Annotated in this window: 27 protein-coding genes; 12 read left to right on the forward strand and 15 right to left on the reverse strand. The window is 62.5% G+C overall.

Annotation, left to right across the window (positions count from 1 at the left end):
* Positions 1-304 (forward strand): citrate/2-methylcitrate synthase (locus AC3WJU_RS09945; protein WP_492259769.1); only part of this gene is annotated, 304 nt, incomplete at its 5' end.
* 87 nt (positions 305-391) lie between these two features.
* Here AC3WJU_RS09945 and galE read toward each other — a convergent pair.
* Positions 392-1,405: a UDP-glucose 4-epimerase GalE gene (gene galE, locus AC3WJU_RS09950; RefSeq protein WP_284991428.1), complete on the reverse strand. Its 1,014-nt coding sequence runs from the start codon at positions 1,403-1,405 to the stop codon at positions 392-394.
* Between the two features lie 114 nt (positions 1,406-1,519).
* On the opposite strand from galE, the gene AC3WJU_RS09955 reads away from it, so the two are divergent.
* Both AC3WJU_RS09955 and AC3WJU_RS09960 read left to right on the forward strand, forming a co-directional pair.
* Positions 1,520-2,146, forward strand: a complete 627-nt coding sequence (locus tag AC3WJU_RS09955; RefSeq protein WP_307052564.1) for a TetR/AcrR family transcriptional regulator — start codon at positions 1,520-1,522, stop codon at positions 2,144-2,146.
* Positions 2,147-2,209: 63 nt separating this feature from the next.
* Positions 2,210-2,821, forward strand: a complete 612-nt coding sequence (locus AC3WJU_RS09960; RefSeq protein WP_332601976.1) for a hypothetical protein — start codon at positions 2,210-2,212, stop codon at positions 2,819-2,821.
* A gap of 30 nt (positions 2,822-2,851) precedes the next feature.
* Here AC3WJU_RS09960 and AC3WJU_RS09965 read toward each other — a convergent pair whose 3' ends face one another.
* Positions 2,852-3,694, reverse strand: a complete 843-nt coding sequence (locus tag AC3WJU_RS09965; protein ID WP_492259770.1) for a transglycosylase SLT domain-containing protein — start codon at positions 3,692-3,694, stop codon at positions 2,852-2,854.
* 11 nt (positions 3,695-3,705) lie between these two features.
* Positions 3,706-4,731 carry a 2,3,4,5-tetrahydropyridine-2,6-dicarboxylate N-succinyltransferase gene (gene dapD / locus AC3WJU_RS09970; RefSeq protein ID WP_492259771.1) on the reverse strand — a complete coding sequence of 342 codons (1,026 nt, stop codon included), beginning with the start codon at positions 4,729-4,731 and terminating at the stop codon, positions 3,706-3,708.
* A gap of 85 nt (positions 4,732-4,816) precedes the next feature.
* Here dapD and dapE point away from each other — a divergent pair, with 85 nt between their 5' ends.
* Entirely contained in the window at positions 4,817-5,941 is a 1,125-nt protein-coding gene (gene dapE / locus AC3WJU_RS09975; protein WP_492259772.1) for a succinyl-diaminopimelate desuccinylase, read from the forward strand.
* A gap of 102 nt (positions 5,942-6,043) precedes the next feature.
* Here dapE and AC3WJU_RS09980 read toward each other — a convergent pair whose 3' ends face one another.
* From AC3WJU_RS09980 to AC3WJU_RS09995, 4 genes are all read right to left on the reverse strand, one after another.
* Entirely contained in the window at positions 6,044-6,898 is an 855-nt protein-coding gene (locus AC3WJU_RS09980) for an amino acid ABC transporter permease (RefSeq protein WP_059387483.1), read from the reverse strand.
* Positions 6,895-7,542: an amino acid ABC transporter permease gene (locus AC3WJU_RS09985; RefSeq protein ID WP_059387484.1), complete on the reverse strand. Its 648-nt coding sequence runs from the start codon at positions 7,540-7,542 to the stop codon at positions 6,895-6,897. The genes AC3WJU_RS09980 and AC3WJU_RS09985 overlap by 4 nt, the downstream gene beginning before the upstream one ends.
* A gap of 62 nt (positions 7,543-7,604) precedes the next feature.
* Positions 7,605-8,504 (reverse strand): glutamate ABC transporter substrate-binding protein, encoded by a 900-nt coding sequence (locus tag AC3WJU_RS09990; protein ID WP_059387485.1) that lies wholly within the window; start codon positions 8,502-8,504, stop codon positions 7,605-7,607.
* A gap of 50 nt (positions 8,505-8,554) precedes the next feature.
* Positions 8,555-9,310, reverse strand: a complete 756-nt coding sequence (locus AC3WJU_RS09995; RefSeq protein WP_059387486.1) for an amino acid ABC transporter ATP-binding protein — start codon at positions 9,308-9,310, stop codon at positions 8,555-8,557.
* A 234-nt stretch (positions 9,311-9,544) separates the two neighbouring features.
* Between AC3WJU_RS09995 and AC3WJU_RS10000 the strand changes: the two genes are divergently transcribed.
* The 4 genes from AC3WJU_RS10000 (at position 9,545) to AC3WJU_RS10015 (ending at position 12,397) form a co-directional block, all read left to right on the forward strand.
* Entirely contained in the window at positions 9,545-10,345 is an 801-nt protein-coding gene (locus AC3WJU_RS10000) for an LOG family protein (protein WP_059387487.1), read from the forward strand.
* Positions 10,346-10,382: 37 nt separating this feature from the next.
* Positions 10,383-10,718: a DivIVA domain-containing protein gene (locus tag AC3WJU_RS10005; RefSeq protein ID WP_492259773.1), complete on the forward strand. Its 336-nt coding sequence runs from the start codon at positions 10,383-10,385 to the stop codon at positions 10,716-10,718.
* The gene (locus AC3WJU_RS10010) at positions 10,715-11,998 is read left to right on the forward strand and encodes a hypothetical protein (RefSeq protein ID WP_492259774.1); all 1,284 of its coding nucleotides are present in this window, start codon (positions 10,715-10,717) and stop codon (positions 11,996-11,998) included. Before AC3WJU_RS10005 ends, AC3WJU_RS10010 begins: the two co-directional genes overlap by 4 nt.
* 231 nt (positions 11,999-12,229) lie before the next feature.
* The gene (locus AC3WJU_RS10015; RefSeq protein ID WP_009357720.1) at positions 12,230-12,397 is read left to right on the forward strand and encodes a DUF3117 domain-containing protein; all 168 of its coding nucleotides are present in this window, start codon (positions 12,230-12,232) and stop codon (positions 12,395-12,397) included.
* 76 nt (positions 12,398-12,473) lie between these two features.
* On the opposite strand, the gene AC3WJU_RS10020 is transcribed toward AC3WJU_RS10015, so the two are convergent.
* On the reverse strand, positions 12,474-13,106 hold the full coding sequence (locus AC3WJU_RS10020) for an O-methyltransferase (RefSeq protein ID WP_059387489.1): 633 nt from the start codon (positions 13,104-13,106) through the stop codon (positions 12,474-12,476).
* Positions 13,107-13,364: 258 nt separating this feature from the next.
* Here AC3WJU_RS10020 and sigE point away from each other — a divergent pair, with 258 nt between their 5' ends.
* From sigE to AC3WJU_RS10035, 3 genes are read left to right on the forward strand one after another with little or no spacing between them, the layout of a single operon-like run.
* The gene (sigE, locus tag AC3WJU_RS10025; protein ID WP_059387491.1) at positions 13,365-14,009 is read left to right on the forward strand and encodes an RNA polymerase sigma factor SigE; all 645 of its coding nucleotides are present in this window, start codon (positions 13,365-13,367) and stop codon (positions 14,007-14,009) included.
* A gap of 36 nt (positions 14,010-14,045) precedes the next feature.
* Positions 14,046-14,927, forward strand: coding sequence for a hypothetical protein (locus AC3WJU_RS10030; RefSeq protein ID WP_492259775.1), 882 nt, complete (start codon positions 14,046-14,048; stop codon positions 14,925-14,927).
* A 31-nt stretch (positions 14,928-14,958) separates the two neighbouring features.
* Complete coding sequence (locus tag AC3WJU_RS10035; protein ID WP_492259776.1) at positions 14,959-15,342, forward strand: twin-arginine translocase TatA/TatE family subunit; 384 nt, start codon at positions 14,959-14,961, stop codon at positions 15,340-15,342.
* Between the two features lie 5 nt (positions 15,343-15,347).
* Here AC3WJU_RS10035 and AC3WJU_RS10040 read toward each other — a convergent pair whose 3' ends face one another.
* The 3 genes from AC3WJU_RS10040 to AC3WJU_RS10050 are packed head-to-tail and all read right to left on the reverse strand — an operon-like array spanning position 15,348 to position 18,464.
* Positions 15,348-16,475: an Mrp/NBP35 family ATP-binding protein gene (locus AC3WJU_RS10040; protein ID WP_492259777.1), complete on the reverse strand. Its 1,128-nt coding sequence runs from the start codon at positions 16,473-16,475 to the stop codon at positions 15,348-15,350.
* Between the two features lie 11 nt (positions 16,476-16,486).
* Positions 16,487-17,131, reverse strand: a complete 645-nt coding sequence (locus tag AC3WJU_RS10045; RefSeq protein WP_307055270.1) for a DUF1003 domain-containing protein — start codon at positions 17,129-17,131, stop codon at positions 16,487-16,489.
* Between the two features lie 49 nt (positions 17,132-17,180).
* A complete protein-coding gene (locus tag AC3WJU_RS10050) occupies positions 17,181-18,464 on the reverse strand; it encodes a magnesium transporter MgtE N-terminal domain-containing protein (RefSeq protein WP_236812034.1) in 1,284 nt (427 codons plus the stop codon).
* Positions 18,465-18,540: 76 nt separating this feature from the next.
* Here AC3WJU_RS10050 and AC3WJU_RS10055 point away from each other — a divergent pair, with 76 nt between their 5' ends.
* On the forward strand, positions 18,541-19,368 hold the full coding sequence (locus AC3WJU_RS10055) for a YflT domain-containing protein (protein ID WP_492259778.1): 828 nt from the start codon (positions 18,541-18,543) through the stop codon (positions 19,366-19,368).
* Here AC3WJU_RS10055 and AC3WJU_RS10060 read toward each other — a convergent pair whose 3' ends face one another.
* The 4 genes from AC3WJU_RS10060 to AC3WJU_RS10075 all read right to left on the reverse strand — a co-directional run bounded on the left by AC3WJU_RS10060 (position 19,369) and on the right by AC3WJU_RS10075 (position 24,632).
* Positions 19,369-20,373 (reverse strand): HesA/MoeB/ThiF family protein, encoded by a 1,005-nt coding sequence (locus AC3WJU_RS10060; protein WP_492259779.1) that lies wholly within the window; start codon positions 20,371-20,373, stop codon positions 19,369-19,371.
* A gap of 101 nt (positions 20,374-20,474) precedes the next feature.
* Complete coding sequence (locus tag AC3WJU_RS10065; protein ID WP_492259780.1) at positions 20,475-22,883, reverse strand: FtsX-like permease family protein; 2,409 nt, start codon at positions 22,881-22,883, stop codon at positions 20,475-20,477.
* A 31-nt stretch (positions 22,884-22,914) separates the two neighbouring features.
* The gene (locus AC3WJU_RS10070; RefSeq protein ID WP_059387497.1) at positions 22,915-23,697 is read right to left on the reverse strand and encodes an ABC transporter ATP-binding protein; all 783 of its coding nucleotides are present in this window, start codon (positions 23,695-23,697) and stop codon (positions 22,915-22,917) included.
* On the reverse strand, positions 23,694-24,632 hold the full coding sequence (locus AC3WJU_RS10075; protein ID WP_059387498.1) for a lysophospholipid acyltransferase family protein: 939 nt from the start codon (positions 24,630-24,632) through the stop codon (positions 23,694-23,696). Before AC3WJU_RS10075 ends, AC3WJU_RS10070 begins: the two co-directional genes overlap by 4 nt.
* Positions 24,633-24,966: the final 334 nt, after the last annotated feature.

Consider the following 24,966-nt stretch of genomic DNA (forward strand, 5'->3'; position numbering starts at 1 on the left):
GATCCTGGGCAAGCTGGGCGGCAACGATGAGCTCCTGGACATCGCGATGCGCCTCGAAGAGAAGGCCCTTGCGGACGACTACTTCATCCAGCGCAAGCTCTACCCGAACGTCGACTTCTACACCGGCCTGATCTACAAGGCCATGGGCTTCCCCGAGAAGATGTTCACCGTGCTGTTCGCGATCGGCCGACTCCCCGGCTGGATTGCCCAGTGGCGCGAAATGATCAACGATCCCCAGACGAAGATCGGCCGTCCGCGGCAGCTCTACACAGGAGAGCCGGAGCGCGACTACCCGGCGGTCTAATCCCCGCCGGTGTGGGCCCAGCACGCGGGGTCACTTACAGCCCGTCCCAAGGGACATTATGGGCCGTAAGTGACCCCGCGTTGCACTTTAAGAGCTGTAGCCGAGAGGGTTGTTCTTCTGCCAGCGCCAGTGGTCTTCGCACATCTGGTCCACGGTCTTCGTGGTGGACCAGCTCAGGTCGGCCAGGGCGGAGGAGGCGTCGGCCCAGAACGCGGGCAGGTCTCCCGCCCGGCGGCCCGTGATCTCGTACGGCAGCGGGTGGCCCACGGCCTGTTCGAAGGCGTGGAGCATCTCCAGTACGGACGTGCCTTTCCCGGAGCCAAGGTTCCAGCGGTGAACGCCGGGGCGCTCCGCAACGTAGTCCAATGCGGCGACGTGGCCACCGGCGAGGTCGACGACGTGGATGTAGTCCCGCAGGCAGGTGCCGTCCGGGGTGTCGTAGTCTCCGCCGAAGACCATGAGCTTTTCGCGGCGGCCGACGGCGACCTGGGCGATGTAGGGGACCAGGTTGTTGGGGATACCCTGGGGGTCCTCGCCGATCCGGCCCGAGGGGTGTGCGCCCACCGGGTTGAAATAGCGCAACAAGGCGATGTGCCAGCGTTCGTCCGCGGCGCCGAGGTCCGTGAGGATGTCCTCGATCTGTTCCTTGGTACGGCCGTAGGGGTTGTTCGCCCCGATCTCCATCTTCTCGATGTAGGGGATGGGGTTGTGCTCGCCGTATACCGTGGCGGAGGAACTGAAAACGATCGACCGGACCCCGTGCTTGTCCATGGCGCGGAGCAGGTTCAGCGTGCCGACGATGTTGTTGTAGTAGTAGTTCAGGGGTTCCTGCACGGATTCGCCAACTGCCTTGAGCCCGGCGAAGTGGATGACGGCGTCGATGCTGTGCTGATCGAACACGGCTTCAACCGCGGCCTCGTCCACCAGATCCACTTTATGGAACGCCGCCGTCTTTCCCGCCAGCTCACCGACGCGGCGCAGGGACTCTTCGCTTGAGTTCACGAGGTTGTCCAGCACGACCACTTCGTGTCCGGTTTCCAGCAGGGACAGGACGGTGTGCGATCCGATGTAGCCGGTGCCACCCGTGACAAGAATTCTCATGCAAGCAACGCTAGCCGAACTTGCCAAGGCTCGCTCAGTGTTGCGTGCGCCACAGTCCCGCAGTTCCGGTGCGCCGGGCGGTACCGTTCAAGCACGTTCGTGCTAAAAAGATCTGTGCCCAAGATTGTTGATGCCGAAGCCCGGCGCCAGGAAGTAGTCGAAGCTGTCTTCAGGATCATCGCCTCGGATGGCCTGGAACGTGCCTCCTTGCGGGAGGTGGCCGACGAAGCCGGGCTCGCCGTCGGCTCGGTCCGGCATTACTTTGCCAGCAGCGATGAACTGCTGGTCCACTCCTTTGCCGTGGTCATCGACAGGATCGCCGCGCGGCTTGAGGACGCGTTCGCCGTCGTCGAATCCTTGGATCCGGATTCGGCGGAACACGGCGCCGCCGTCTTAACCCTGGTGGGCCAATTCCTTCCGCTCGACGAGGAACTGGCCGTCGACGCCTGTGTCTGGATGGCATTCCGGCACGCGGCCCGAATCCGGCCAGTACTCGAACAGGAAGCGGCACGCAGCCACCGGGCCGTGGCCGCCGTCGTCGGCCGCTTGGTGATGCGGCTGATGCCCGACGGCGGATCCGGCCAGGAGCGCCTGGTGACCGAGGCCGAGCGCCTTCTGGCCACCCTCGACGGACTGTGCATGCACGCCCTGCTGCAGCCTGAGTGGATGACGGCCGAGGTCTGCCGCGACGTTCTGACCGCGCACCTGCAGACTCTGGTTGCGGTCCCGTCCAACCGTTAACGTCGAGGCTCAACGGGAATAGACTGGAACCCTGAGTGGGCACCTGCCAAGGGAGGCAATCGGATGCATGACACAGGCGGTCAGGGGTGGCGAATCACAATGGACACCTCCGGACCGATGCTCATTGCCTTGTATCTGAGAGACGTTGCTGGATTGGACGGAGCCGGTACGCCAACGTTGTCCCACGCCACACCCAAAGTCAGGCACGCGGACCACACGCACCTCACTGCCGAGGTAGGCGGGGTGCCGGCCCTCAAGACAGAGTGGGAGGCCTGGTGGGAGCAGCTGTTGAGGGCGTATCCGGATGCCGCGCCGGAGCTTTCACCCCCGGGATTCAACGCCTTCGGCAATTCGCCTGCCCTGCGCAGAGTATTGCAGGCACACTTCGGAGCCGCCCTGACCTGGGCCCGTGAGCGCCTTGAAGAGTACGAAAAACTGGAGGCTGAACGCGAAGCGAGCGGCGCCACGTTGCTTCTGGGGGACATGGTGGAGGACCGGCTGCTGGAAGTCGGACGGAGTTCCCGGGACTTCCAGCTGACGATCATCGAGCTACCCCTCAACGAGCCAAGGGCCTGGTATCTTGAGCCGGACAAGATGATCATGAGCCACCGGCTCTTGTCCGAGCCGGATATCTTCCGCAGCTACGTCCAGCCGGTGGTTGAACTACTGGTCTGAGGCCAGGCACCGCCGAGGCCCCGCCCAAAACTAGGTCTTCGGAGCCGAAACCGTGATGGTCACAGACCCCGATGCTGCCGCTGAATCCTGCCAGCCCTTGTGGTCCTGCCGGTTCCAGGTGGCGCCAGCCACGTCAACCTGCGTCACGGAAAGGTCCTTGGCATTCGCCACGGCCCACTGGGCCACAGCCCACGCCTGCGCACCGCTGATGTTCAACTGGACCGTGCGGCCCTGGGCCGCGGCCGGCAGGGCGCCGAACTCCGTGGTCATGGCGGCCACGACGGCGTTCGGGTCGCCGGCGGTGTCCGCGGCCCGGACCGTGCAGTCGAGGGCCCGTTCGGAATGTCCGGTGAGCGCCGACGCATACGCCCGGCCCATGGGTTCCTGCTGCGCGTATGCCTGGGGGTAGGCGGAATGCTGGACCGCTTGCGCCGCATCAGTGATCGCCATTGTTTCGTAGCCGGGTATTTTCACAAGGTGGTCATAGAAAGCGTTCGTCGCGTAGACGGGATCCATGACCTCGGCTTCGGTGCCCCAGCCCTGGGAGGGGCGCTGCTGGAACAGGCCCCGCGAATCGGGGCCAACCTCGTCACCGTGCCCGATGTTGCGAAGCTTGGATTCCTGCATGGCTGTGGCCACGGCGATTGTGGCCGCGCGCGGAGGCAGCCCCCGCTGCACGGCAATGGCGGTGATGAGGGCGGCATTCGCGGCCTGGTCCGTCGCCAGCTCGTACGAGTCCGAGCCCACGACGGCGACGCAGCGTTCCGTAACCAAGGTTTCGGAATGCTGCAGTACAGTCACCACGGCGTAGATGGCACCGGCCACCAAGGCAAGCGCCAGCAACAAGATGATGGTGCGTCGGAGACGGCGCATCCAGGTATCAGCTAGTTGGCGTGGAGGGCTTCGTTGAGTTCCACCGTCTGGCCCTTGCGGGGAAGGACCTCGACTTCGCCAGTTGTGGAATTGCGGCGGAACAAAAGGTTCGGCACGCCGGAGAGCTCAACAGCCTTGATGATGCTGCTGGTGTCTTCCCCGTTGGCGTCCTTCGGGCCGGGGATGCGCACGCGGGTTCCAGCCGTGACGTAGAGGCCTGCTTCGACCACGGAGTCGTCGCCGATGCTGATGCCCACGCCGGAGTTGGCACCCAGGAGCACGCGCTCACCCAGGGCGATCTTTTCCTTGCCGCCACCGGAGAGGGTCCCCATGATGGAGGCGCCGCCACCGACGTCGGTGCCGTCACCGGCAACAACACCTGCCGAGATGCGCCCTTCCACCATGGACGTGCCGAGCGTGCCGGCGTTGAAGTTCACGAAGCCCTCGTGCATGACCGTGGTGCCTTCGGAGAGGTAGGCGCCCAGGCGGACCCGGTCGGCGTCGGCGATCCTGACCCCGGTGGGAACGACGTAGTCCACCATGCGCGGGAACTTGTCCACTCCGTAGACCGTGACGGCGCCGTGCTTACGCAAGCGGGCGCGGGTCAATTCGAAGCCGTCCACTGCTGCGGGGCCGAAGTTCGTCCACACAACGTTCGGGAGCTTGCCGAAGATCCCGTCCAGGTTGATGCTGTTGGGCTTGACGAGCCGGTGCGAAAGCAAGTGCAGGCGCAGGTAGGCGTCAACGGTGTCGGCAGGTGCCTCGTCCAGGTTGATCTGGGCAAAGACCACCTTCTGTTCGGTCCGGCGGTCGGCGTCGTGGCTTTCAGCTGCGAGAGCAGTCAGCGACTCGTCGGCGTGCTCCACGGCGCGCAGGGATGCGGCAGCTTCGCCCAATGCCGGTGCCGGAAACCAGACGTCCAGCACTGTCGCTTCTCCGGCGTCGGAGGTGGCGATGGTGGCCAGGCCAAAGCCGTAGGCGGAGCGATCGTTGTCAGAAGCGCTATCGAGAGCGGCAGAGGCAGCGGTTTCAGTCATGGCGCAAGTCTATCGAGAGCCACTGCTTCCCTTGAAACCGTGTGTGGACCGAGGGGTCGCAATTCGCTCGGGATACAGTGGAGAGGTGACCGTTGAAACTACCCCGATCCTTCTTGACATCAGGCAAGACGTTGCGCTGCTGACCGCGGCGCTGATGGACATCAACAGCGTGTCCGGCAACGAAGCCGCGCTTGCAGACGCCGTTGAATCCGCGCTTCGTACGATCCCCGGCCTGCAGCTTGTGCGGGACGGCGACGCCATCATTGCCCGGACCGAGCTGGGACGCCCGGAGCGCGTGATCTTGGCCGGCCACCTCGATACCGTGCCGTTGCCCACCGTGGAGGGTTCGCTCGGCACCGTGCCCGCCACGTGGGAGTCCGGCGTCCCCGGGACGGGAACCTTGTATGGACGCGGAGCCACCGACATGAAGGGCGGGGTCGCGGTGCAGCTTGCGCTCGCCGCGACAATGTTCGACGGCGGCGCCGAGCCGGGCAAAGACGTCACCTTCGTCTTCTATGACCATGAGGAAGTTGAAGCGGTCAAGAGCGGCCTCGGCCGCTTGGTACGGAACCATGGCCATCTCCTGGAGGGGGACTTCGCGATCCTGCTCGAACCCACGGACGGCACGGTGGAAGGCGGTTGCAACGGCACCAGCCGCTTCGAAGCCACCACGGTCGGGGAAGCGGCGCACTCCGCCCGGGCGTGGATGGGCAGCAACGCCATCCACGCAGCCGCTCCCATCCTGAGCCGCTTGGCCTCCTACGAACCTCGCACCGTCAACGTGGACGGGCTGGACTACCGGGAAAGCCTCAATGCCGTGAAGATCAACGGCGGCACTGCGGGCAACGTCATCCCGGACCGCTGTGTCGTGGAGATCAACTACCGCTTCGCGCCGGACAAGACCCCGGACCAGGCCGAAGCCCACGTCCGGGAACTCTTGGACGGCTTCGACGTCGTCCGCACCGACGCTGCCGCCGGGGCGCGGCCGGGCCTCAACCACCCGGCTGCGGCGTCCTTCATTGCCGCCGTCGGTGCCGAGCCCAAACCCAAGTACGGTTGGACCGACGTCGCGCGCTTCAGCGAGCTAGGCGTTCCCGCGGTCAACTTCGGACCGGGCGATCCGCTTCTTGCGCACAAAGACAACGAACACGTCGACGCCGACGCCATCCGTGAGTGCCTCCGGGCGTTGCGGTCGTGGCTGGCCGACTAGGTGGAGTGACCCTATTTTTGCTTGAGAATGCGGGTGTGGCCCGTGGGCTTGGTTCCGGAACCAAGCCCACGGGCCACACCCACGTTTGCGACGTTCTTGCGACTAGCCCTCGATTGCCACAATCTCCGACTTGGCCACCTTCACCACTTTGACGTTGCGGCGCATCCGGCCTTCAAGCCACTTGGCGATTCCGGCCAGGATCAGGCACATCCCGACGTACAGCACACCGGCAATGATCGCGGAAGGAATGATGGGCGAACCGTACTGGGCCTGGCTTCCGAAGTACTTGGCCTGGAAGAGGATCTCGTTGTAGGTGACGATGAAGCCCAATGCGGTGTCCTTGAGGATGACCACGAGTTGGGAAATGATCACCGGGAGCATCGAGCGGACCGCCTGCGGCAGCAGGATGTTTGTCATGACCGCGCTCTTCGGCAAGCCGATGGCGTAGCCGGCCTCGCTCTGGCCACGGGGGAGCGATTCGATGCCGGCCCGGAAGACTTCCGCGAGCACCGATCCGTTGTAGAGCACCAGGCCCGCAACGACTGCCGTGAAAGGCGTGATCCCCTGGACGCCGAGGGGAGGGAGCCCGTAGTAGAAGATCATCATGAGGATCAGCAACGGAATGGCACGGAAGAGCTCCGTGAACCCATAGCAAGGCAAGCTGATCCACTTGCGGTCGGAGAGCCTCCCGAAGGCCAGGAAGACACCCAGCACCAAGCTGAGCACGGCCGCCGTGGCAAACGCTGAAAGCGTGGCGCCCACGGATTGGATGATGGTCTGCTGGACCAGCGGGAAAGTGAACAAATGCCACTTCTTCTCGTCGAACTGGCCGCTTTGGGCGAAACGAAGGACGATGAATCCGACGATGGCGAGAATGACCAGGGCGGTCACGACGCCGAGAATCCGGTAGCGTGCGCGGGCCTTCGGGCCCGGAGCGTCAAAAAGGACCGAGCTCATCGGGCCACCTTCCATTTCTTTTCAAGCTTCCGCTGGACGAAGGAAAGGATGAAAACGAGCAGAACGAAGATCAGTGCGACCCAGAGCAGCCCGGCCATGGCAGGCTCGCCGCGCTCGGAAAGATTCGATCTGATGGCTCCCGCTTCGGCGACCGAGAAGCCGGCTGCCACCGTTGTGTTCTTGAGCAATGCGATGAACACGCTGAACATGGGCGGGATGACGGCACGGAATGCCTGGGGGAGGATCACCAGGGTCAGGGTTTGGGTGAACGGAAGGCCGATGGCACGGGCAGCTTCGGCCTGGCCGACAGGCACGGTGTTGATGCCGGAGCGCACGGCTTCCGCCACATAAGTAGCGGTGTACAGGCTGAGGCCGACGGTTGCGGCGGTCATGAAATCAATTTCCACGAGACCGAGCTTCGGATAGCCCAAGGCAAAAAAGAACAGGACCAACGTCAATGGGGTGTTGCGCACAACGTTGATGTACAAAGTGGCTGCGGCGCGCATCGCAGGGATGGGGGATACCCTCAGGGTCGCCACGATGGTGCCCAGGATCAGGGCGAAGATCCCGGCAACGACGAAAAGTACAAGGGTGTTCCGGAACCCTGTGATGAACAGGTCCGAATTATTCAGCAGCGTATTCACAGAATGGTCGCTTTCAGCCGATATTCGAGGGAGCGGCCAAGGGCCGCCCCCTCAACATGGGTTTAGTAGTTGTCCACTGCGGGTTGGGTGACCTTGGTGCCGGACTGGCCCAGTGTGGAGTCGTAGATCTTCTGCCACACAGAGCCGCCGTCAGTGAACATCTTGTTCACGAACTTGCGGAAGGCGGTATCGCCCTTCTTCAAGCCAACACCGTACTTCTCAGTGGTGAACGGCTGGCCTACCACCTTGAGGTTGTCGGTGTCCTGGGAGGCGTAACCGATCAGGATTGCCTGGTCGGTAGTCACAGCATCGACCTGGCCGCTCTTGAGCGCCTCGACACACTGTGAGTACGTGTCGAACTCAGTGGTTTTGGTGCCTGGGAAGTTTGCCTTGATGTTCTGGATGGGGGTTGAACCCGTGGCCGAACAGACGTTCTTCCCGCTCAGGTCCTTCTCGCTGTTGATGGTCGTGTTGCTTTTCTTGACCAGCAAGCCTTGACCCGTCACGAAGTAGGGTCCGGCGAAGTCGACCAATTGCTTGCGCTTGTCCGTGATGGAGTAGGTCCCGACGTAGTAGTCAATGTCGCCGTTGGTAATGGCGGACTCGCGGTTGGCCGAAGGAATGGGCTTGTACTCGATCTTGTCCTTCGAGAAACCGAGGGATGCGGCGATCCACTGGGCAACCTGGATGTCAAAACCGCTGTACTCGCCGGTCGCGGCATCCTTGAAGCCCAGGCCAGGCTGATCCTGCTTGACGCCGATCGTGATCTTTCCGTTCGACTTGATCTTGTCGAACGTGGGGCTGCCCGTGATGGATACGTTCTGGGCCACCGTGAACGGCGCGGACTCGCTGCTTGGCGCGGTGGTGGAACCGCCGCCGCCACCGCATGCGCTCAGCGAAAGGGCGAGCGCCGCGCTTGCAGCGACCAGGAGGGATTTCCTCCGGGTGATAAAAGACTTCATGATATTCCTTTCATTGTGCGGCCACCCCCGCGGCCTGGGTGCGGTGAGTGTCAGTGAGTCAGGAGTTTGGAGAGGAAATCCTTGGCACGGTTGCTTTGGGGGTTGGTGAAGAATTCCTCCGGCTTGGCGTCTTCAACAATCTGGCCGTCGGCCATGAAGACAACGCGGTCGGCGGCTTTGCGCGCAAAGCCCATCTCGTGGGTGACCACGATCATGGTCATGCCTTCCTTGGCCAACTGGACCATGACATCCAGGACCTCGTTGATCATTTCCGGATCAAGTGCCGAGGTCGGCTCGTCGAAAAGCATGACCTTCGGCTTCATCGCGAGAGCCCGGGCAATTGCCACACGCTGCTGTTGGCCACCGGAGAGCTGTGCAGGCATCTTGGGTGCCTGTTGCCCGACGCCGACCCGCTCCAACAACGCCATGGCGTCCTTGTCCGCGGTTGCTTTGTCCTGTTTCTTCACCTTGATCGGTCCCAGCGTGACGTTTTCGAGAATCGTCTTGTGGGCGAACAGGTTGAACGATTGGAAGACCATGCCGACGTCGGCCCTGAGAAGGGCAAGTTCCTTGCCTTCCTCAGGCAGCTTCTTGCCATCGATCGAAATCTCGCCCGTATCGATGGTCTCCAAGCGGTTGATGGCCCGGCACAGCGTGGACTTGCCCGAGCCCGAAGGCCCGATGACAACCACAACCTCACCCTTTTTCACTTGGAGGTTGATGTCCTTCAGGACATGTAGTTGACCAAAGTGCTTATTGACGCCATTCAGGGAGACGAGGGCATCGCTGGCGGCTTGAATAGTCATGTGACGAATCTAGCGAAGAAATGATTCAAGTTGAGCCAGCTCACACTAACTTACGTGGATCGTGATTCAACAGATACCTGCTTTGCAGCTATCTGACAGCAAATGATGGGTAGGAAACCCAATACCGCAAACAACAGGCCACGCCGGAACGGCTGCAGCCGCCATCCGCGCTAGCCTAGGTCAATGAGTACCAGCCAGCCCCAAGTTCCTAGTCCAGACGCCAATGGCAAGGCGATGAGCAACGGATCGGCAGCGTCAGCTCCGGCCGTAGCCGCAGAACCGCCAGCCAAGCACAAAGGACCCTTGGAGCTTCGGCGCAAACAGGCCGCCATGCCGATGTCGGACCAGCGACTTCTGGACACCCGGGGAGCCGACCACTTCATTCACACCGACCCGTGGCGGGTCCTGCGGATCCAGAGTGAATTCGTTGAAGGATTCGGTGCACTCGCCGAGCTCGGCCCCGCCGTCAGTGTCTTTGGTTCCGCCCGCACCAAGCCGGGCACCGGCTATTACGATATGGGCGTGCAGGTGGGCCGCCACCTCGCGGAAGCCGGCGTCGCCGTCATCACCGGTGGTGGCCCGGGATCCATGGAAGCCGCCAACAGGGGCGCCGTTGAAGGCAACGGCGTTTCCGTGGGACTGGGAATCGAGCTGCCGTTCGAACAAGGCCTCAACCGCTGGGTGGACCTTGGCATCAACTTCAGGTACTTCTTTGCCCGCAAGACCATGTTCGTCAAGTACGCGCAAGGGTTCATTGTCCTGCCGGGCGGCCTGGGAACCCTGGACGAACTGTTCGAAGCCATGGTCCTGGTGCAGACCCGCAAGGTGACATCGTTCCCCATCGTCCTTCTGGGGGTCGACTTCTGGAGCCCGATGATCGAATGGATCAAGGGGACCCTGGTGGCCGAAGGCATGGTCTCCGCGAAGGACCTGGACCTCATCCAGCTTGTGGACGATCCTGCGGACGCCGTTCACCGCGTCCTGCACGGAATCCCGCGGCCACCCTCGACCAACGGGGACCAGCGCCCGGAGTAGCCTTGCCGTCACTGAGCTCTCAGCTGAGTCTGGCACGATGGTTGTTGTGAGCTTTTTTCTGGTCTTTCTCGCGATTGTCATTATCGGTGCCGTGTTGTTCCTCGGCGCCGGAATGGCGAGATCCTCCCGCGACTCCGGCGCCGGTTTGGACGAACCCGTCCCGAACCTGCCGCCGGTCCTGTTGCCGGCAGGAGCCAAAGCATCCGACGTCGACCGCGTGCGCTTCGCCCTTGGGCTGCGGGGCTACCGGATGGACCAGGTGGATGAGGTCCTCGATGAGCTCCGGGATCAGCTGACCTCGCAGGAGAGGGAAATCGAACGGCTGAAACTGGCCTTGGAGGCAGCCGGGAACCAGGAAGACCCAAAAGAGTGACCCCGTCACTCGAATCGCGGTCCCCGACGGGATTCCTGGTCCGAAGATTGCGCCGCGCCGGAGCCCACGCCGCGGGCTGGCCGTGGTGGGTCCAGGTCTCCCTCGTCTACATCGCCTCGAGGCTTGTCAGCGCTTGCATCTTCATGGCCGCAGCGTTGCAGCAAGGCGTCAATCCGTGGTTTCCGCCGGCACCTGACTACTGGAACTTCATCACCATCTGGGATGGGCGCTGGTACGCCGAAGCGGCGAACAACGGGTACCCCTCTGTTTTGCCGGTCAATGCGAACGGCGGCGTCGCGGAAAATTCCTGGGCGTTCTATCCACTCTTTCCGTACCTTGCCAAGGCGCTCGGTGCACTCACCGGACTGGCGACGCTGCCCGCCCTGACGGTCGTCGCGATGGTGGCCGGGCTTGGGGCGGCCCTGGTGGCCTACAAACTGTTCCGGGAATTCGCCGGGCGGACCACGGCGCTGTGGGCACTGACCTTCTTCTCGATGTTCCCCGTCTCGGCCATCCTGCAGGTCCCCTACGCGGAATCCCTCAATACCCTGCTCCTGGCGGGTTCGCTCCTGCTGCTGGTGCGTCGCAAGTACCTCGCGGCGATGCCCGTGGTCTTGCTCATGTGCCTGTCGCGGCCCACTGGAGTGCCCTTCGCGGCCATGGTGGGCCTACTCCTGGTCCACCACTTGTGGAAGAGGTTCGGGCGCCGCCCGTCAGTGCCAGGCGACGTGCCCGCCGACGTGCCCGCCGCCGGGTCGGTCCCGACGCTCCGGGAGCTTGGATCGCTGGCCGCGCTAGTGGGGGTCAGCGCGGCGGGGGCCCTCGCGTGGCCGGCCATCGCCTGGGCGGTCACGGGGGATCCGCTGGCCTACACCAAGACCGAAACTGTTTGGCGCGGGGACGACCTTGTTCCGTTCAAGCCATGGTTCGAGACCGGCCAAATGCTCTTCGGGCCGGTACTCGGCATTCTCGCGCCGTTCGTCTTCGTCGCGCTCTTTGCCCTGCTGATGTTGAGCAAACCTGTCCGGGCCCTCGGCACCGAACTGAGGCTTTGGTGCACGTGCTACGTGGGGTATCTTCTGGTCTTCCTGCACCCCCAGACGAGCACGTTCCGGATGCTCTTGCCCTTGTTCCCCTTGGCGCTCAGCACGGCCTGGTTGTCCCGCTCGAAGGCTTACCGCGGCACCGTGGTGGTCATGTTCTTCCTCCTCCAGATCGTATGGATCGTCTGGCTGTGGGCGTGGGCGCAGTTGCCGGGCGGCGGCGACTATCCTCCGTGATGCCTCCGCGTCGTTTCGCCAGTTCAAGCGCGATCACGGCCCGGCGGGAAAAGTCCATCAATTAGCTACGGGCGGGTAATTACGAGATAATGGACACAAGCAAGGACAAAGGCACCCTCGGGTGCCCGGCGACGACGACTGAACTGCCATGACTGTCGACGCCGTATATTCCACGCGGAGCCAACCCGGCCGGGTTGGCGGGATTTGGGACAACTGGAGGGGATTTTCCTAATGGCGGCTATGAAACCACGTACTGGCGACGGCCCTATGGAAGTAACCAAAGAGGGCCGCAGCCTGATCATGCGTGTGCCGCTCGAAGGCGGAGGACGGCTGGTGGTCGAGCTCAACGCAGCAGAGGCGGCGAACCTCAAGGAATGCCTCGTAGGCGTTACCGAATAGATTCACTGGGCAGGGCCCCGGCAGAAGAGCCGGCGCCCTGCTTTCATGTTTAAGCCTGAAGGCGAACGAGGGCCAGCTACTTCTTGACCGCTACCAGCAATCCGTCTCCCGTGGGAAGCATCGCTGACGAGAGCCGTTCGTCGTCGCGGATCGCCTTGCCGATCTGGCGCAACACCACGGTGGTGCTGTCCCTGGCAGCCGGGTTGGAAACTTTGTCCTTGTCCAGCGCGTCATTGATGACCAATGTTCCGCCCGACTTGAGCAATCGGATGGCTTGCTGAACGTAACCGGGAAAGTTCGGTTTGTCGGCGTCGATGAACACGAGGTCGTATGCGGAGTCGGTGAGGCGCGGCAAAACGTCGGCCGCACGGCCGGAGATCGTCCGGGTGCGGTTCGCCGGACTGCCGGATTCCAGGAAGGCCTCGCGGGCGGCCTTGAGGTGCTCGACGTCGACGTCGATAGTGGTCAGGACGGCCTGCGGGCTGAGGCCGCGCAGCAGGCACACGCCGGAGACCCCTGCCCCGGAGCCGACCTCCACAACCGTCTGTGCCTTCGACGCCGCGGCCAGGACTGTCAGGACGGCGCCAACGCCGGGGCTGACGGGAGTAACGCCCAGCTCGAAGGAGCGTTCACGGGCGCGAAGCAACACGTCGTCCTCGGCAGGCAGATCTTCTGCATAGGACCAGCTGGTTGACTTGTCGGCACTCATGGGGGTTCGCTTTCCAGGCAGAGGGGTATTCCTTCCAGACTACTGGCTACGGGCCGCCCAGCCCGGATGCCTGCGGCCCGCAATTCTGTGTCTCTCCGGCTTCCTCCGGATGATGTTCGCTCTGCGGGAAAAGCCTGCCTGCGATCAGCAAAATCTCAGGCAACACTGGGATGATGTATATCCAGCCATCCAAGTGAGGGCCGGCAACGAACTCCTGAGTGACCGGCAGGATGACAAACAGTTTGAGGGGAGCGGACGATGCGGGCATCAAGTGCTGCGCCAGTCCAGGCAACGGCAGCAGTCCTGGGTTCCACCGACACGGCCCCGCCAGCCGAAGAATGGGTCAGGCCAAGCTGGGAAGAAGTGGTGGAGAACCACTCCGCCAAGGTCTTCCGCCTTGCCTACCGGCTCACCGGAAACAAGTTCGACGCCGAGGACCTCACCCAGGAAGTCTTCGTCAGGGTCTTCCGTTCGCTCGAAAACTTCAAGCCAGGCACACTCGACGGCTGGCTGCACCGGATCACCACCAATCTCTTCCTCGACCAGGCCCGTCGGAAAAGCCGTATTCGATTCGATGCCCTGGCCGAAGACGCCGAATCCCGGCTGCCTGGACATGAACCCGGTCCCGAGCAGAGCTTCGAGTTGAACAACCTCGATCTCGACGTCCAGCGCGCCCTGGAAGAACTGCCCCCGGACTTTCGCGCCGCCGTCGTGCTTTGCGATCTTGAAGGCCTCTCCTACGACGAAGTTGCCGAGGCGCTCGGCGTGAAGCTGGGAACCGTCAGGTCCCGCATCCACCGCGGCCGGACAATGCTCCGCGAAAAACTGGCGCACCGGGATCCGCGTCCGGTCCAGGCCCGCAAGCCGCGCCTTAAGATGCCGCGCATCGCCGGCCTCCTTTAGTCGCCGATGGGTCTGCTGAAAGGACGACGCGGTGGTTTGACTCGGGGAAATATCCGGCACAGCCGAGCCCCCGGCCACCTGCAGCAATGCTCTGAATGTCACGCCGCTGTCCTGCGGGAACGCCAGTACCTCGAACGGCTTCGCCGTGCCGCCGTTCCCGAGGCGAGCCAGGACTTCACCAACAGGCTGATCGAGCACACCCAGCGGTTGGCGCAATCCGATGTCGACGAGCGCCCGGCGCCCCAGCGAAGCGTATGGCACGGGATCCGGCTCGCCAGCGCCGCGGCCGGCGGGCTCGCCGTCAGCGCCGGAATCCTGGCGGTTGCGGCCTACGCGCTTGGCGGCGAAGTTGCGCCCCAGGCGTCCGACCGTGGCGAACAGGAAGTCCGGACCCTGGTCAGTTCCACCGTGCCCGGAAACGCCGTAGAGCAACTCCCCGTGACGGGTTCGCAGTTGAGCCTGCCCGTCGGCGTTGCCGGGACGGTGAACCTGAGCGAGCAGCAATTGTCCGAACTGCGGACGGACGGCTGGGCATGTCCCGAAATGGCAAGCATGGGTTACCACGTGGTTTCCGCCCGGGCCCTGATGCAGGACGGGCACCCCGCCGTTGAGCTGCACCTCAGTGACGGTGACCACCACGCCACGCTGGTGGAGCAGCACTTGGAGGGCAGCGGCGCTTCGGGGACCCAATTGTCCATTACCCAGGGGGCCCCGTGGCAGGCCGTCTACTCCTCGCCGGTGGCAGTGCTGCGTTATTCCTCCGACATGCCTGCCAGCCAGGCCGCCGGAGCCGTTCCGGAGCTCGTGAAAGCGGGCGACTCGCTGGTGGTTGCCCGGCCCGCCGAAAACAGCACAGGGACCTGGAACGATCGGCTGCAACGGGGACTCCATACCCTGGCGAGCCTCGCAGGTTTCTGAGCGGACCAACGGACAGGGTAATCTTCGATACGTGTTTGGAATCAATGGCTCGGAGTTTCTCATCCTGCTGATCATCGGCGTCATCGTGATCGGCCCCAGCCGTTTGCCTGAATACACGCGGAAGCTGACGAATCTGGTCAAGGAGCTGCGGCGCATGGCGTCCGGCGCGCGTGAGCAGATCAAGGAAGAAGTCGGCATCGACATAGATGAAGTCGACTGGAAGAAGTATGACCCGCGCCAGTACGATCCGCGCCGGATCATCAAGGAAGCGCTGCTCGAAGACGACACGAAGCCCGTCAGCGACGGTGCGCCTGTCGCTGTGGCAGCCGTGGACACTCCGACGAAAGCTCCCGAACGGGTTGTCGAACGGCTTTCCGTCGGTGAAAAAGCGCCCTTCGACGCTGAAGCCACCTAAGAAGGCTATTTCGGCTGGATCCCGAGGGACATTCCGGCCAGGCCGCGGGGCTTGGCATTGAGCTTTCCCGCGATGGCCTGAAGTGCCTGTGCAGCAGCCGTCTCCGGAGCCGTCAACACCACGGGGCGGCCAGCGTCGCCGCCTTCGCGCAGACGGATGTCCAAGGGGATCTGTCCCAAAAGCGGAACGTCGGACCCGACGGCGGCGCTCAGCCGCTCAGCCAGCACCCGCCCGCCGCCGCTTCCGAACAATTCCATCCTGCCGCCGTCGGGCATCTCCAGGAAGGACATGTTCTCCACGACGCCGGCAAGCTTCTGGCCCGTCTGCGTTGCGATGGTTCCGGCCCGCTCGGCAACGTCGGCTGCCGCGGCCTGCGGGGTGGTCACCACGAGGATTTCGGCGTTGGGAAGCAACTGTGCCACCGAGATCGCGATGTCGCCCGTGCCCGGTGGAAGGTCCAGGAACAAGGCATCCAGATCGCCGAAATAGACATCCGTGAGGAATTGCTCCAGGGCACGGTGCAGCATGGGCCCCCGCCAGGCCACCGCTTTGTTCCCGGAAACGAACATGCCAATGGAGATCACCTTCACGCCGAAGGCCACGGGCGGGAGGATCATGTCGTCCACCCGGGTGGGCTGCTGCGTGATTCCCATGAGCGCCGGAACGGAGAAGCCGTGGACATCGGCGTCGACGATTCCCACGCGCAGCCCCTGCGCTGCAAGGGCGCACGCAAGGTTGACCGTCACGGAGGACTTGCCTACACCGCCCTTGCCGCTGGCCACGGCGAAGACCTTCGTCAGGGAGCCCGGCTCGTTGAAAGGTATTCCGCGTTGCCCGCCTGCGCCTCGCAACTGTTCCTTGAGGGCATCGCGTTGCGCTTGTGTCATGACCTTGAGCTCGACATCGACGGCGGTCACGCCGGGAACCCGCGTCAGGGCCGCGGTGGCGTCGGCCGTTATGGTTTCCCGCAGCGGGCAGCCGGCGATGGTCAGCAGCACCGCAACCCGGACGGTTCCGTCCGGACTGGCCTCTACCGAATCCAGCATCCCCAATTCCGTGATGGGCCGGCGGAGTTCGGGATCGATGACGGTTGCCAAGGCAGCGTTGAGGGCCTCGACGGATGGTGTGCTCATGGGGTGGGTGTTCAGCTTTCGGGCTGGGCGGGGGGACCCGGGTTCCGCGTTGGCGACGTGCCGACGGCCGAGAGGTCGGGTTCGGATTGGCTGGCGCTGGAATGCGCCGGATGGATCTTGGGGATCTGCTGGGTGGGAGGATTGCGCTGTTTGTTGCGCTTGTCCTTGATTTTGTCCTTGGCTTTCTCGCCGTTGTTGGAGCCGCCGGAATTGTTCGGCCCCAACTCTTCCTGCGCTTCGAGCAGATCCGACAGCAGCGAGCGGAGTTCGGCGCGCACGTAATCCCTGGTAGCGACCTCGCGCAGGGCGATGCGGAGAGCCGCGACCTCACGGGTCAAGTATTCGGTGTCAGCCAGATTGCGCTCGTCACGGGCCCGGTCCTGCTCGATTGTCACGCGGTCTCTGTCGTCCTGGCGGTTCTGGGCCAACAGGATCAGGGGCGCGGCGTAGGAGGCCTGTGTGGAGAAGAAGAGATTGAGGAGGATGAACGGGTAGGGATCCCACTGGAAGCCGAACAAGCCAATAACGTTGAACGCGATCCAGACGATCACGAAGATCGTCATGTAGAACAGGAAATTCGCCGTACCCATGTAACGGGCGAAGCGTTCGGCAAACCGGCCGAAGGCATCGGGATCGCTGCCGAAATTCGGCAGCATGCGGGAACGCAGCTCGAGCGGGGTGTCCAATCCTCCGCTGGTGGGCTTCTCAGCCAATTCGGCCTCCTAGTTTCCTGATCGGGGCTCCGTCTTCGTGGGTTCGCCAGTCGTCCGGGAGCAAATGGTCTAGGAGGTCATCAACAGTCACCGCCCCTACGAGGCGGCCGGCGCTATTCACGACCGGGAGGGAGTTGAGGTTGTAGGAGGCCATGGTGTGGCTGACCTCGCTGACGCTGGCGTGATCGGAAACCGGCTCCAGGTTCTTGTCCACGATGCTGCCCAGCTGTTCGGGCGGGGCGCTGCGGAGCAATTGCTGGATATGCACGACGCCGAGGAATCGTCCCGTCGGTGTCTCCAACGGCGGGCGGCAAATGAAGATGGCCGAGGCCAGGGCGGGGGAGAGCTCCTCGCTGCGCACATGGGCAAGTGCCTCGGCCACCGTGGCTTCCGGTGGAAGGATGACGGGAACCGGGGTCATGAGGCCGCCGGCGGTGTCCTCGTCATACTGCAGGAGCCTGCGGACATCGTCAGCCTCGTCGGGCTCCATCAGGAGCAGTAGTTCCTCGGCCTTCGCGGAAGGCAGGTCAGCCAACAGGTCTGCGGCGTCGTCCGGGTCCATTTCTTCCAGGACGTCGGCTGCGCGTTCGTTGTCCAAAGCGGACAACAGCGTGACCTGGTCTTCTTCCGGCAACTCCTGGAGCACATCGGCGAGGCGTTCGTCCTGCAGCTCGCTGGCCACTTCGATCCGTCGTTTGTCCGACATCTCCTGGAGTGCGTCGGCGAAGTCGGCCGGCTTGAGGTCCTCGTGCGTGGCGACGAAGTGGCTTGCACCTTGGGGATCGTTCTCGGAGCCCTGCAGCGTGTCCGCCCAGTCCACCAGGAGGGTATGGCCGCGGCGCAACCCCCGGAGCCTGGACGTAGACGTGCCGCGTCGAATGAAAAGCTTGGAGACGAGCCAGTCACCGTTGCGCTGCTGGTCCATGGCGATGTCTTCGATGATGGCGTCGCCGCTGCCGTCCTTGAGGGTCACCTTGCGGTCAAAGAGCTCGCCGACCACCAGTTGCTCGGCACCGCGTTGCTGGAAGCGCCGCAGGTTGACCAGTCCGGTACAGATGATCTGGCTCTGGTCCATGGACGTCAGCCTGGTCATGGGAACGAAGACGCGCTTCTTGCCCGGAACTTCGACGACGATACCCACTGCGTGCGGGGCCCCGCGCAAGCCGCGCGAGAGCACCACGACGTCGCGCAGCCGGCCCAGGCGATCGCCGAGGGGGTCGAAAACGTCGAGGCCGAGCAAGCGCGCAACAAAGATGCGTGAAGGATTTGTGCTCACCCTTACAGGCTACCGAGTCTGCTCTCTTTTAGCTGAATTTCAGCCGGTTCACATGTGTATGGGACAGAATGGGGGTATGGCGAACATTTTCGGTGCCCCTAAGGCCACGGAGGAATCCCGCAGCGTCCCTAAAGGCGACACCGTGGGCTCTTACACTTCCTATCTCGATGCCCAGAAGGCGGTGGATTATCTTGCCGACCAGCAGTTCCCCGTCCAGCATGTCTCCATTGTCGGAAACGACCTCAAAATGGTGGAGCGGGTTACGGGACGGCTCAGTTACCCCAGGGTCGCCTTGTCCGGAGCCCTGAGCGGTATGTGGTTCGGCCTGTTCGTGGGCGTCATGCTTTCGTTCTTCACCCCGGCCGGTGGCCCCTTCTCGATTGTGACGTCGGTCCTCATGGGTGCTGCATTCTTCATGCTCTTTGGGATCGTCACCTACGCAGCACAGCGCGGGAAGCGGGACTTCACCTCCACCAGCCAGGTAGTGGCGACGAACTATGACGTCATTGTCGCCTTGGAGGCATCCCACGAAGCCCGCCGTCTCCTTCACCAGTTGCCGATGAATCCTTCCGAGGCAGCCTTCGGGCGGCCGCCGCAGGCCTACACGCCGCAGGACTACCGGAACCCGCCCGTCCATCCGGGTGCACCACAGGGTCCGGCCCCGGAGCGCCCGGCGTCTTGGCAGGATCCGTATGGCCAGCGTGGACCGGAAGCCGGACAGGCAACCGCCGGCGAGCCCGCCCAGCCTGCTGCGGACGCCGCGGCCCCGGCTGCGGCCGCGCGGCCGACCGCCGGCGTGCGCTACCCGGACCTTCCCGACGGCCGTCCGCAATACGGCGTGCGGGTGAACGAACCAGGAAACGGCGAGCAAGCTGCCACCGGTGAGGATCAGGCGAAGCAGTAGTTATTGCGGGGCCTCACAGCTGCAATCTGGAAGGCGTGCGAGCTGCCGGACGCGCCAGTCCAAGGTGAATAGGTCGAGTTCCCGTACCTGCCCAGACAAGGCAAGCGGCAACCCGAGCAGGATCTTCATAGCCTCCCACGCCGCCAGATTCGCCACCAAGCCCGAAATAGCTGCGATGCTCCCCCCGCTCCTCGTTCGTCCTTTGAGCGGGAGGAAGTCGGCGCGGTTGTGATCATTCATGGTCTGTGAACGGATGCACTGCCAGCACACTGTCTGACCGGGGATGATGCTGGTGCCGGGCACGCCCAGGTTCCCGCCATACGCCCCACCAACGATGTGGGGAACGCGCGCTTCCGTCGCGGCTTCAGCGATGATATCTGAGAGGACGACGACGTCCGGCTCATCGGCGCATCCGACCACCAGGCTGGCATCCCTTAACGCCGATTCGAGATCTGCTGCGGCAACCACTCGGCGACGGTTCGCCGTGACCTGAAGGTTCTCGTCGATCGACGTGAACCGTTCGGCGGCGACGTCCACCTTAGCCAAGCCCAGGTCGCCAGGCTGAAATAGGATCTGCCGGTTCAAATTTGTGAGTTCTACAATGTCCGGATCGAAAATCTCAATTCTGCCGATGCCTGCCGCGACGAGGGATTGCAGTAGCCAGGTCCCGGTTCCGCCGACTCCAACGACCACCACTTTTGAAGTGCGGAGTTTCTCCTGCAGTTGAGTTGGCGAGTTAGTAAGGGAAAACGTGGATGCGAACTCCTGGAACAGCCTCTCTTGACGTTCGAACTTGTTTGCGCTCGGGTGCTCCGGCTGCGGGTACGTATCAAAGAGGCGCTCAGTTTCCATGATGGCCAGGACGTTTTCAAGCGATTTGCAACTGAACCCGGCACTTCCCTCGAGGATCGATTCGATCCTTTCGATGGAATTCGACCCGTCAAGCAAGGGGATCAACTCGATCACAAACGGGGATACGTCGAATTCAAGGACCCTGAGTTCCATGGTGCAAATGAACTGCATTCGACAATCGCGGTTGAATACGAGCACGCTGTCCCGCAGTCTCAACGGGCGGCAGCCCATCTTCGCTCCTCCTCTATCGGCCATCACTCGGCCCTCAGGGCCGCTGCGGGCTCTATTCGAGCCGCCCTGCGGCTCGGTCCTATCGCCGCCAAGCACAATGCAGTCAAGGTGACAATTGCGATTCCACTGAATGCCAGGACGGAAACAGTCGTGCTCAGCGTCACTCCGAGTGCCCCGGCGACAAGCCGGGTTAGTACCCACCCAGCCAACTGACCAACGAGAAGTCCCGAAGCAAGCGCCGCAATTCCGATCAAGATCGCGTCAACCGCAACGAGCCTCGTTATGTCGCCCCGGGTGGCACCAATCGCGCGCAACATCCCGAACTCTTTCTCCCGACGAGCGACGCCGACTGAGAACAGGCCGGCCGCGCCGACTGCGCCGAGACTGAGCGCAAGCACAACGATGCCGAAGGCGGCTCCGGCGTAGGAGCCGAGCTCTGATTCTGCGCGCTCTTTCATTTTTGCGGCCGTGATCACCGAGACGCCAGGGATGTCGGCAACTGAATCAGCGATCGTGTCCCGGAGCGCTGTGACGTCGACACCCGGCCTCGCTTCTACATTCCAGCCGTTGGATCCGGTAATTCCGAGCTCGGCTGCCGCGTCGCGACTCATCACCACCTGATTCCCTGTTGCCAAGGACGCATACGTCCCGACGATGCGAAGCGAGAGGGTCTTGCCTGCCCGATTTAATCTGACGTAGTCGCCCAAGGAAATATCGCGGCTGGCGGCGAGAGCTTCAGGAATGATGACCGCGCCTCCCTTTTCCAGGGCGGCTGGTGCAGATCCGTCACTTCCGTGGCGCCATGGAAGCTGAGCAGTGGCGAAGTAGCTCTTTGGATCGACAGCAAGGATTGCAACCTGGCTCGTGGTGCCTTGGAACTGCAATGCCGCGTGATCCCAAACTGTGTCCGAAACCCGGTTGATCATTTGAATTGACGCCAGACGTTCGTCTAATTTCTCAACGATGGGCGTCGTGGACGATATTTGAATGTCGGCCCCGAATTGACGGCCAATCTGGTCCATCATGGCGCTCCGTACGGAGCCGACCCCGATGACAAGGGCCGCACCCAGGCAGACGACAGTCCCCATGATGGCCGTCGTGGAGTCGAGCGATGCGTGTCTGCGCAGGCGCTGAGCCGCAGCCTTCCCTGTCCATCCTGCGAAGATCTGTAGCCTGGTGCATGCGATGAGAATTGACGGAGCGAGGAAGCCCGCGGCGGCCAGCGATAGGACGAAGCCAACGAGCTTGACGACGAGCGAGTCGAACCAGTAGCTGCCTGCTCCGAATATGAGGAGCATGATGCTGAGGGCGACGCGGAATCTGTTTGAAGACCTGCGCTCTGCGCCTTCAGGCGAGATAGCCGTAAGAGGGGCCTGGCGCAGCACTTTCATGATGGCCCGGGCCGCCCCGGCGCAGCCCGCGGCGACCCCGCTCAGGATGGCAAGCAGAACTTGCCAAAGTTCGACCGCCACGGTGGCTGGAGGTATGTTCCCCATCGACGATAGCCCTTGGTTGAGGATCCAGCTGACACCAAACCCGAGCCCAAGCCCGACCATCGAGCACGCGAACGCGAGCATCAGTGCCTCATAAAGGACGGTGGCCGCCAGCCAGGAACCGCGCGCGCCGACAGCGCGCATGACACCATAAGTCAGCCGGCGGGCATTCACGACTGACTGGAAGGCCGTCGCCGATAGGAGGATCGAGATGCCCAGTACGGTGCCGGAGGCGATCATCAAGATGAGTGAAACAACCGCGATGAGGGGACCGAGGGTCGAATTGAAGGCAGAAGTGTCTTGTACTTTGAACTGAGGAGGCAGGCTGGACGAATACTCGCTCTGCCAGCGTTCAGCGGAGTTCCCGGCCGACAGCTGGATGTCAACCCTTGATACTTGGCCCTGCTGGTTGAATATCGTCTGGGCGTAGGACAAATCGACAAAAATGTTGTCGTACGCCAACGGACCAAGAACCTTGCCATTGAACACCCCTACGACGCGCAGCTGCGTGGTAGCGTCGCTCGACGCGACCACCAGGGAATCGCCTATGTCCACCCCTAAGCGCGAAGCCACATCAGACGGAACCAGTGCCTCAGGGTTGTTTACGGTAGGGAGCCCGCCCCGAAGCTCAAGCCTCATGAGTTGAAGCTCAGTGTTGAACGTCGTGGGGTAACCCGTAACCGTCAGCGGGCGGCCTGTTCCAACGGTTCCCGCAGGCCGGACGCTCGAATTCCGTGCCAGAGTCGGGATCGGCGTCGCAACGCCAGGGAGATCCGCCACGGCCTTGACTGCGCTCTCCGGGACTGTGGTTCCGGGAATAGCAGGCACGACCGCGACGTCGCCTATGCCTGACAGCGAGCCGGCTCCTTGCGACAGCTGGTCGTTGATGCTCTTCGATGTGAGCAGGGTGCCGAAAATGAGCGCAACGCCGAAGACCAATGCAACCGCTGCGACTCCATATCGGGGAAAATCAAAGCGAAGTTGCCGCAAACCACGAGCGAACGCGCTCATCATGGTGAGAATCCCCCTCCCGATCTGGTTCATTGAGGGTCAGGTCAAGCTGATCAACGATCTTCCCGTCCCGCAGGGCGATGATCCGGTCGGCGTAACTCGCAGCATATGGATCATGGGTGACCATCAGCCCGGTCGTGCGACGACCGTCTCCGATCGCGTCGCGAATCAGACGGAGAACAATATCCCTATTCCCGGAGTCGAGGCTTCCTGTCGGCTCATCGGCTAGGACGACGCTAGGAGCCCCGAATACCGCTCGAGCTACGGCGACCCGCTGACGTTGCCCGCCTGACAATTGATCGGGAAACCTCTCGGCATATTCAAACAACCCGAGCTGATCGAGCAGCACCAGAGCATCTGATCGCCAACGAAAGCCTCTTTGACCGGAAACAATCGATGACAACCCGACGTTCTCCACCACCGTCATGCTTGGAACAAGATGAAATGCCTGGAAAATGAATCCAATATTCTCCCGCCGGAAGATTGTCTTCTGTTTTTCATCCATCTCGGAGACCCGGAGTCCTGCTACGTCTATACACCCTGCAGTCGGCGAATCGATTCCACCGACCAATTGGAGCAGGGTTGACTTACCGGATCCAGATGGGCCAATGACGGCAACAAGTTCACCCGGCTGGATCTCGAGTTCATCAATGTCTAGTGCAGCTTTCTCGTTTCCGGCACCGTCGTCATAGTGGCGACGAACGCCTTTAAGGGAAATGGCGGGAAGAGGGGCGACGGTCATGACTCGATAGCCCAGACCTGGGGGAGCATCCGGTCAAATTCGAACCACATTTCCCATTCTCCGACGTCGCCGGCGAGAAGCTCTGACTCAATGACATCCCAAACGGCCAGCAGGGAGCGGCGGCGTTCACCGGGAGATACCGGCGGTGGTATCGCAGGGTGGTATTTGAGTCGAAAGCGGCCGTCGCCGACGGCCCTGAGCGTGAGTGGGACCATAGGGGCGCCGGAAACATGGCTCAGGACAACCGGACCGGTGGGAACCATGATGGTTGTCCCTAAGAAGGGAATTCGGGCATGGTGCTCATCCACTCCACGAGGGTCCAGTTCAGGGAACATGGAGAAGATCCTGCCCTCACGCAGGGCGGTCAGGCCAGAGCGCATCGCCGATGTGCTCCCGAGCCGGATCCCACGGAAGTCTAAATCAGGAAAGGACGCTGCGCGGATCTCGTCAAAATTCATCCGGTTGTAGAGCGTCGTCGTCGGCATTTCATAAGCGAGCATGGGAATGGCAGCATATGAGGGTCCGAGATGGAGCGGGAGAGCGATTACCCCTCGGCCACTGGACGCCGCCTCGTGAAGGTGGCGGGGCCCATCGACAGCCACAACGTCCCGAAACAGCGTCTCAGTGTCCTTCATCCACAGATTGATGAAGGTCGATTCAAACTGCAGCTTCGGTCCGTACCCAGCAAAGCTCCTGGCGTGCAATTCCTTGTCGAAGCCATCAAGCCCAGGGACTGCATTCATGAAATCCAGGGCCCGGGCCTTCAAGACGTCGAAATTATCTACGTCTGGTTGGTTTGCCCGGTAGATGGGTCGATCGAGGGCGTCGAGCACCTTCATAAGGTTCCACGCGCCAACTGGCCCCGCAGCATGAATAGCCTCATAGAAATTCTTGTGCTTTGGAAAGTCGAAAATATTGAACAGTGGCAAGCGCACGCTGCCCCCGAAATTCAGTGTTGTTCGTATCCTTGCTATCTCACTTGGCTCGTTGGTGGCGAAGCACAAGCGTCGCCACCAACGAACCGAGCGCTAAATCAGGTGCACATGCACCCGCTGCTACAGGCCAGGGTGGCTCCCGCCTCCAGCACATCTTCTGAGACCATCTCCATTGTGTTCACCTCCTCCTTTTGACCGATTCGAAGATAGAGAAATACCACTTTGTGGTATGGCAACGGCACCAAACGGGGGGATCGTCTATCGGTGCTGCGCCTAGGAGGAGGGTACAAGTGCCTCGGGGCGTCTCCGTGTGGATTTCGTCAATCTCAGTGGT

This window comes from Arthrobacter sp. FW306-1B-F12A (genome assembly GCF_058781865.1).

Coding starts and splice junctions, on each gene's coding strand:
- galE (WP_284991428.1), bottom strand. CDS start 1,405: ATGAGAATTCTTGTCACGGGTGGCACCGGCTACATCGGATCGCACACC.
- AC3WJU_RS09960 (WP_332601976.1), top strand. CDS start 2,210: ATGCATGACACAGGCGGTCAGGGGTGGCGAATCACAATGGACACCTCC.
- AC3WJU_RS09965 (WP_492259770.1), bottom strand. CDS start 3,694: ATGCGCCGTCTCCGACGCACCATCATCTTGTTGCTGGCGCTTGCCTTG.
- dapD (WP_492259771.1), bottom strand. CDS start 4,731: ATGACTGAAACCGCTGCCTCTGCCGCTCTCGATAGCGCTTCTGACAAC.
- AC3WJU_RS09980 (WP_059387483.1), bottom strand. CDS start 6,898: ATGAGCTCGGTCCTTTTTGACGCTCCGGGCCCGAAGGCCCGCGCACGC.
- AC3WJU_RS09990 (WP_059387485.1), bottom strand. CDS start 8,504: ATGAAGTCTTTTATCACCCGGAGGAAATCCCTCCTGGTCGCTGCAAGC.
- AC3WJU_RS09995 (WP_059387486.1), bottom strand. CDS start 9,310: ATGACTATTCAAGCCGCCAGCGATGCCCTCGTCTCCCTGAATGGCGTC.
- AC3WJU_RS10000 (WP_059387487.1), top strand. CDS start 9,545: ATGAGCAACGGATCGGCAGCGTCAGCTCCGGCCGTAGCCGCAGAACCG.
- AC3WJU_RS10005 (WP_492259773.1), top strand. CDS start 10,383: ATGGTTGTTGTGAGCTTTTTTCTGGTCTTTCTCGCGATTGTCATTATC.
- AC3WJU_RS10015 (WP_009357720.1), top strand. CDS start 12,230: ATGGCGGCTATGAAACCACGTACTGGCGACGGCCCTATGGAAGTAACC.
- AC3WJU_RS10020 (WP_059387489.1), bottom strand. CDS start 13,106: ATGAGTGCCGACAAGTCAACCAGCTGGTCCTATGCAGAAGATCTGCCT.
- sigE (WP_059387491.1), top strand. CDS start 13,365: ATGCGGGCATCAAGTGCTGCGCCAGTCCAGGCAACGGCAGCAGTCCTG.
- AC3WJU_RS10040 (WP_492259777.1), bottom strand. CDS start 16,475: ATGAGCACACCATCCGTCGAGGCCCTCAACGCTGCCTTGGCAACCGTC.
- AC3WJU_RS10045 (WP_307055270.1), bottom strand. CDS start 17,131: ATGCTGCCGAATTTCGGCAGCGATCCCGATGCCTTCGGCCGGTTTGCC.
- AC3WJU_RS10055 (WP_492259778.1), top strand. CDS start 18,541: ATGGCGAACATTTTCGGTGCCCCTAAGGCCACGGAGGAATCCCGCAGC.
- AC3WJU_RS10060 (WP_492259779.1), bottom strand. CDS start 20,373: ATGGAACTCAGGGTCCTTGAATTCGACGTATCCCCGTTTGTGATCGAG.
- AC3WJU_RS10070 (WP_059387497.1), bottom strand. CDS start 23,697: ATGACCGTCGCCCCTCTTCCCGCCATTTCCCTTAAAGGCGTTCGTCGC.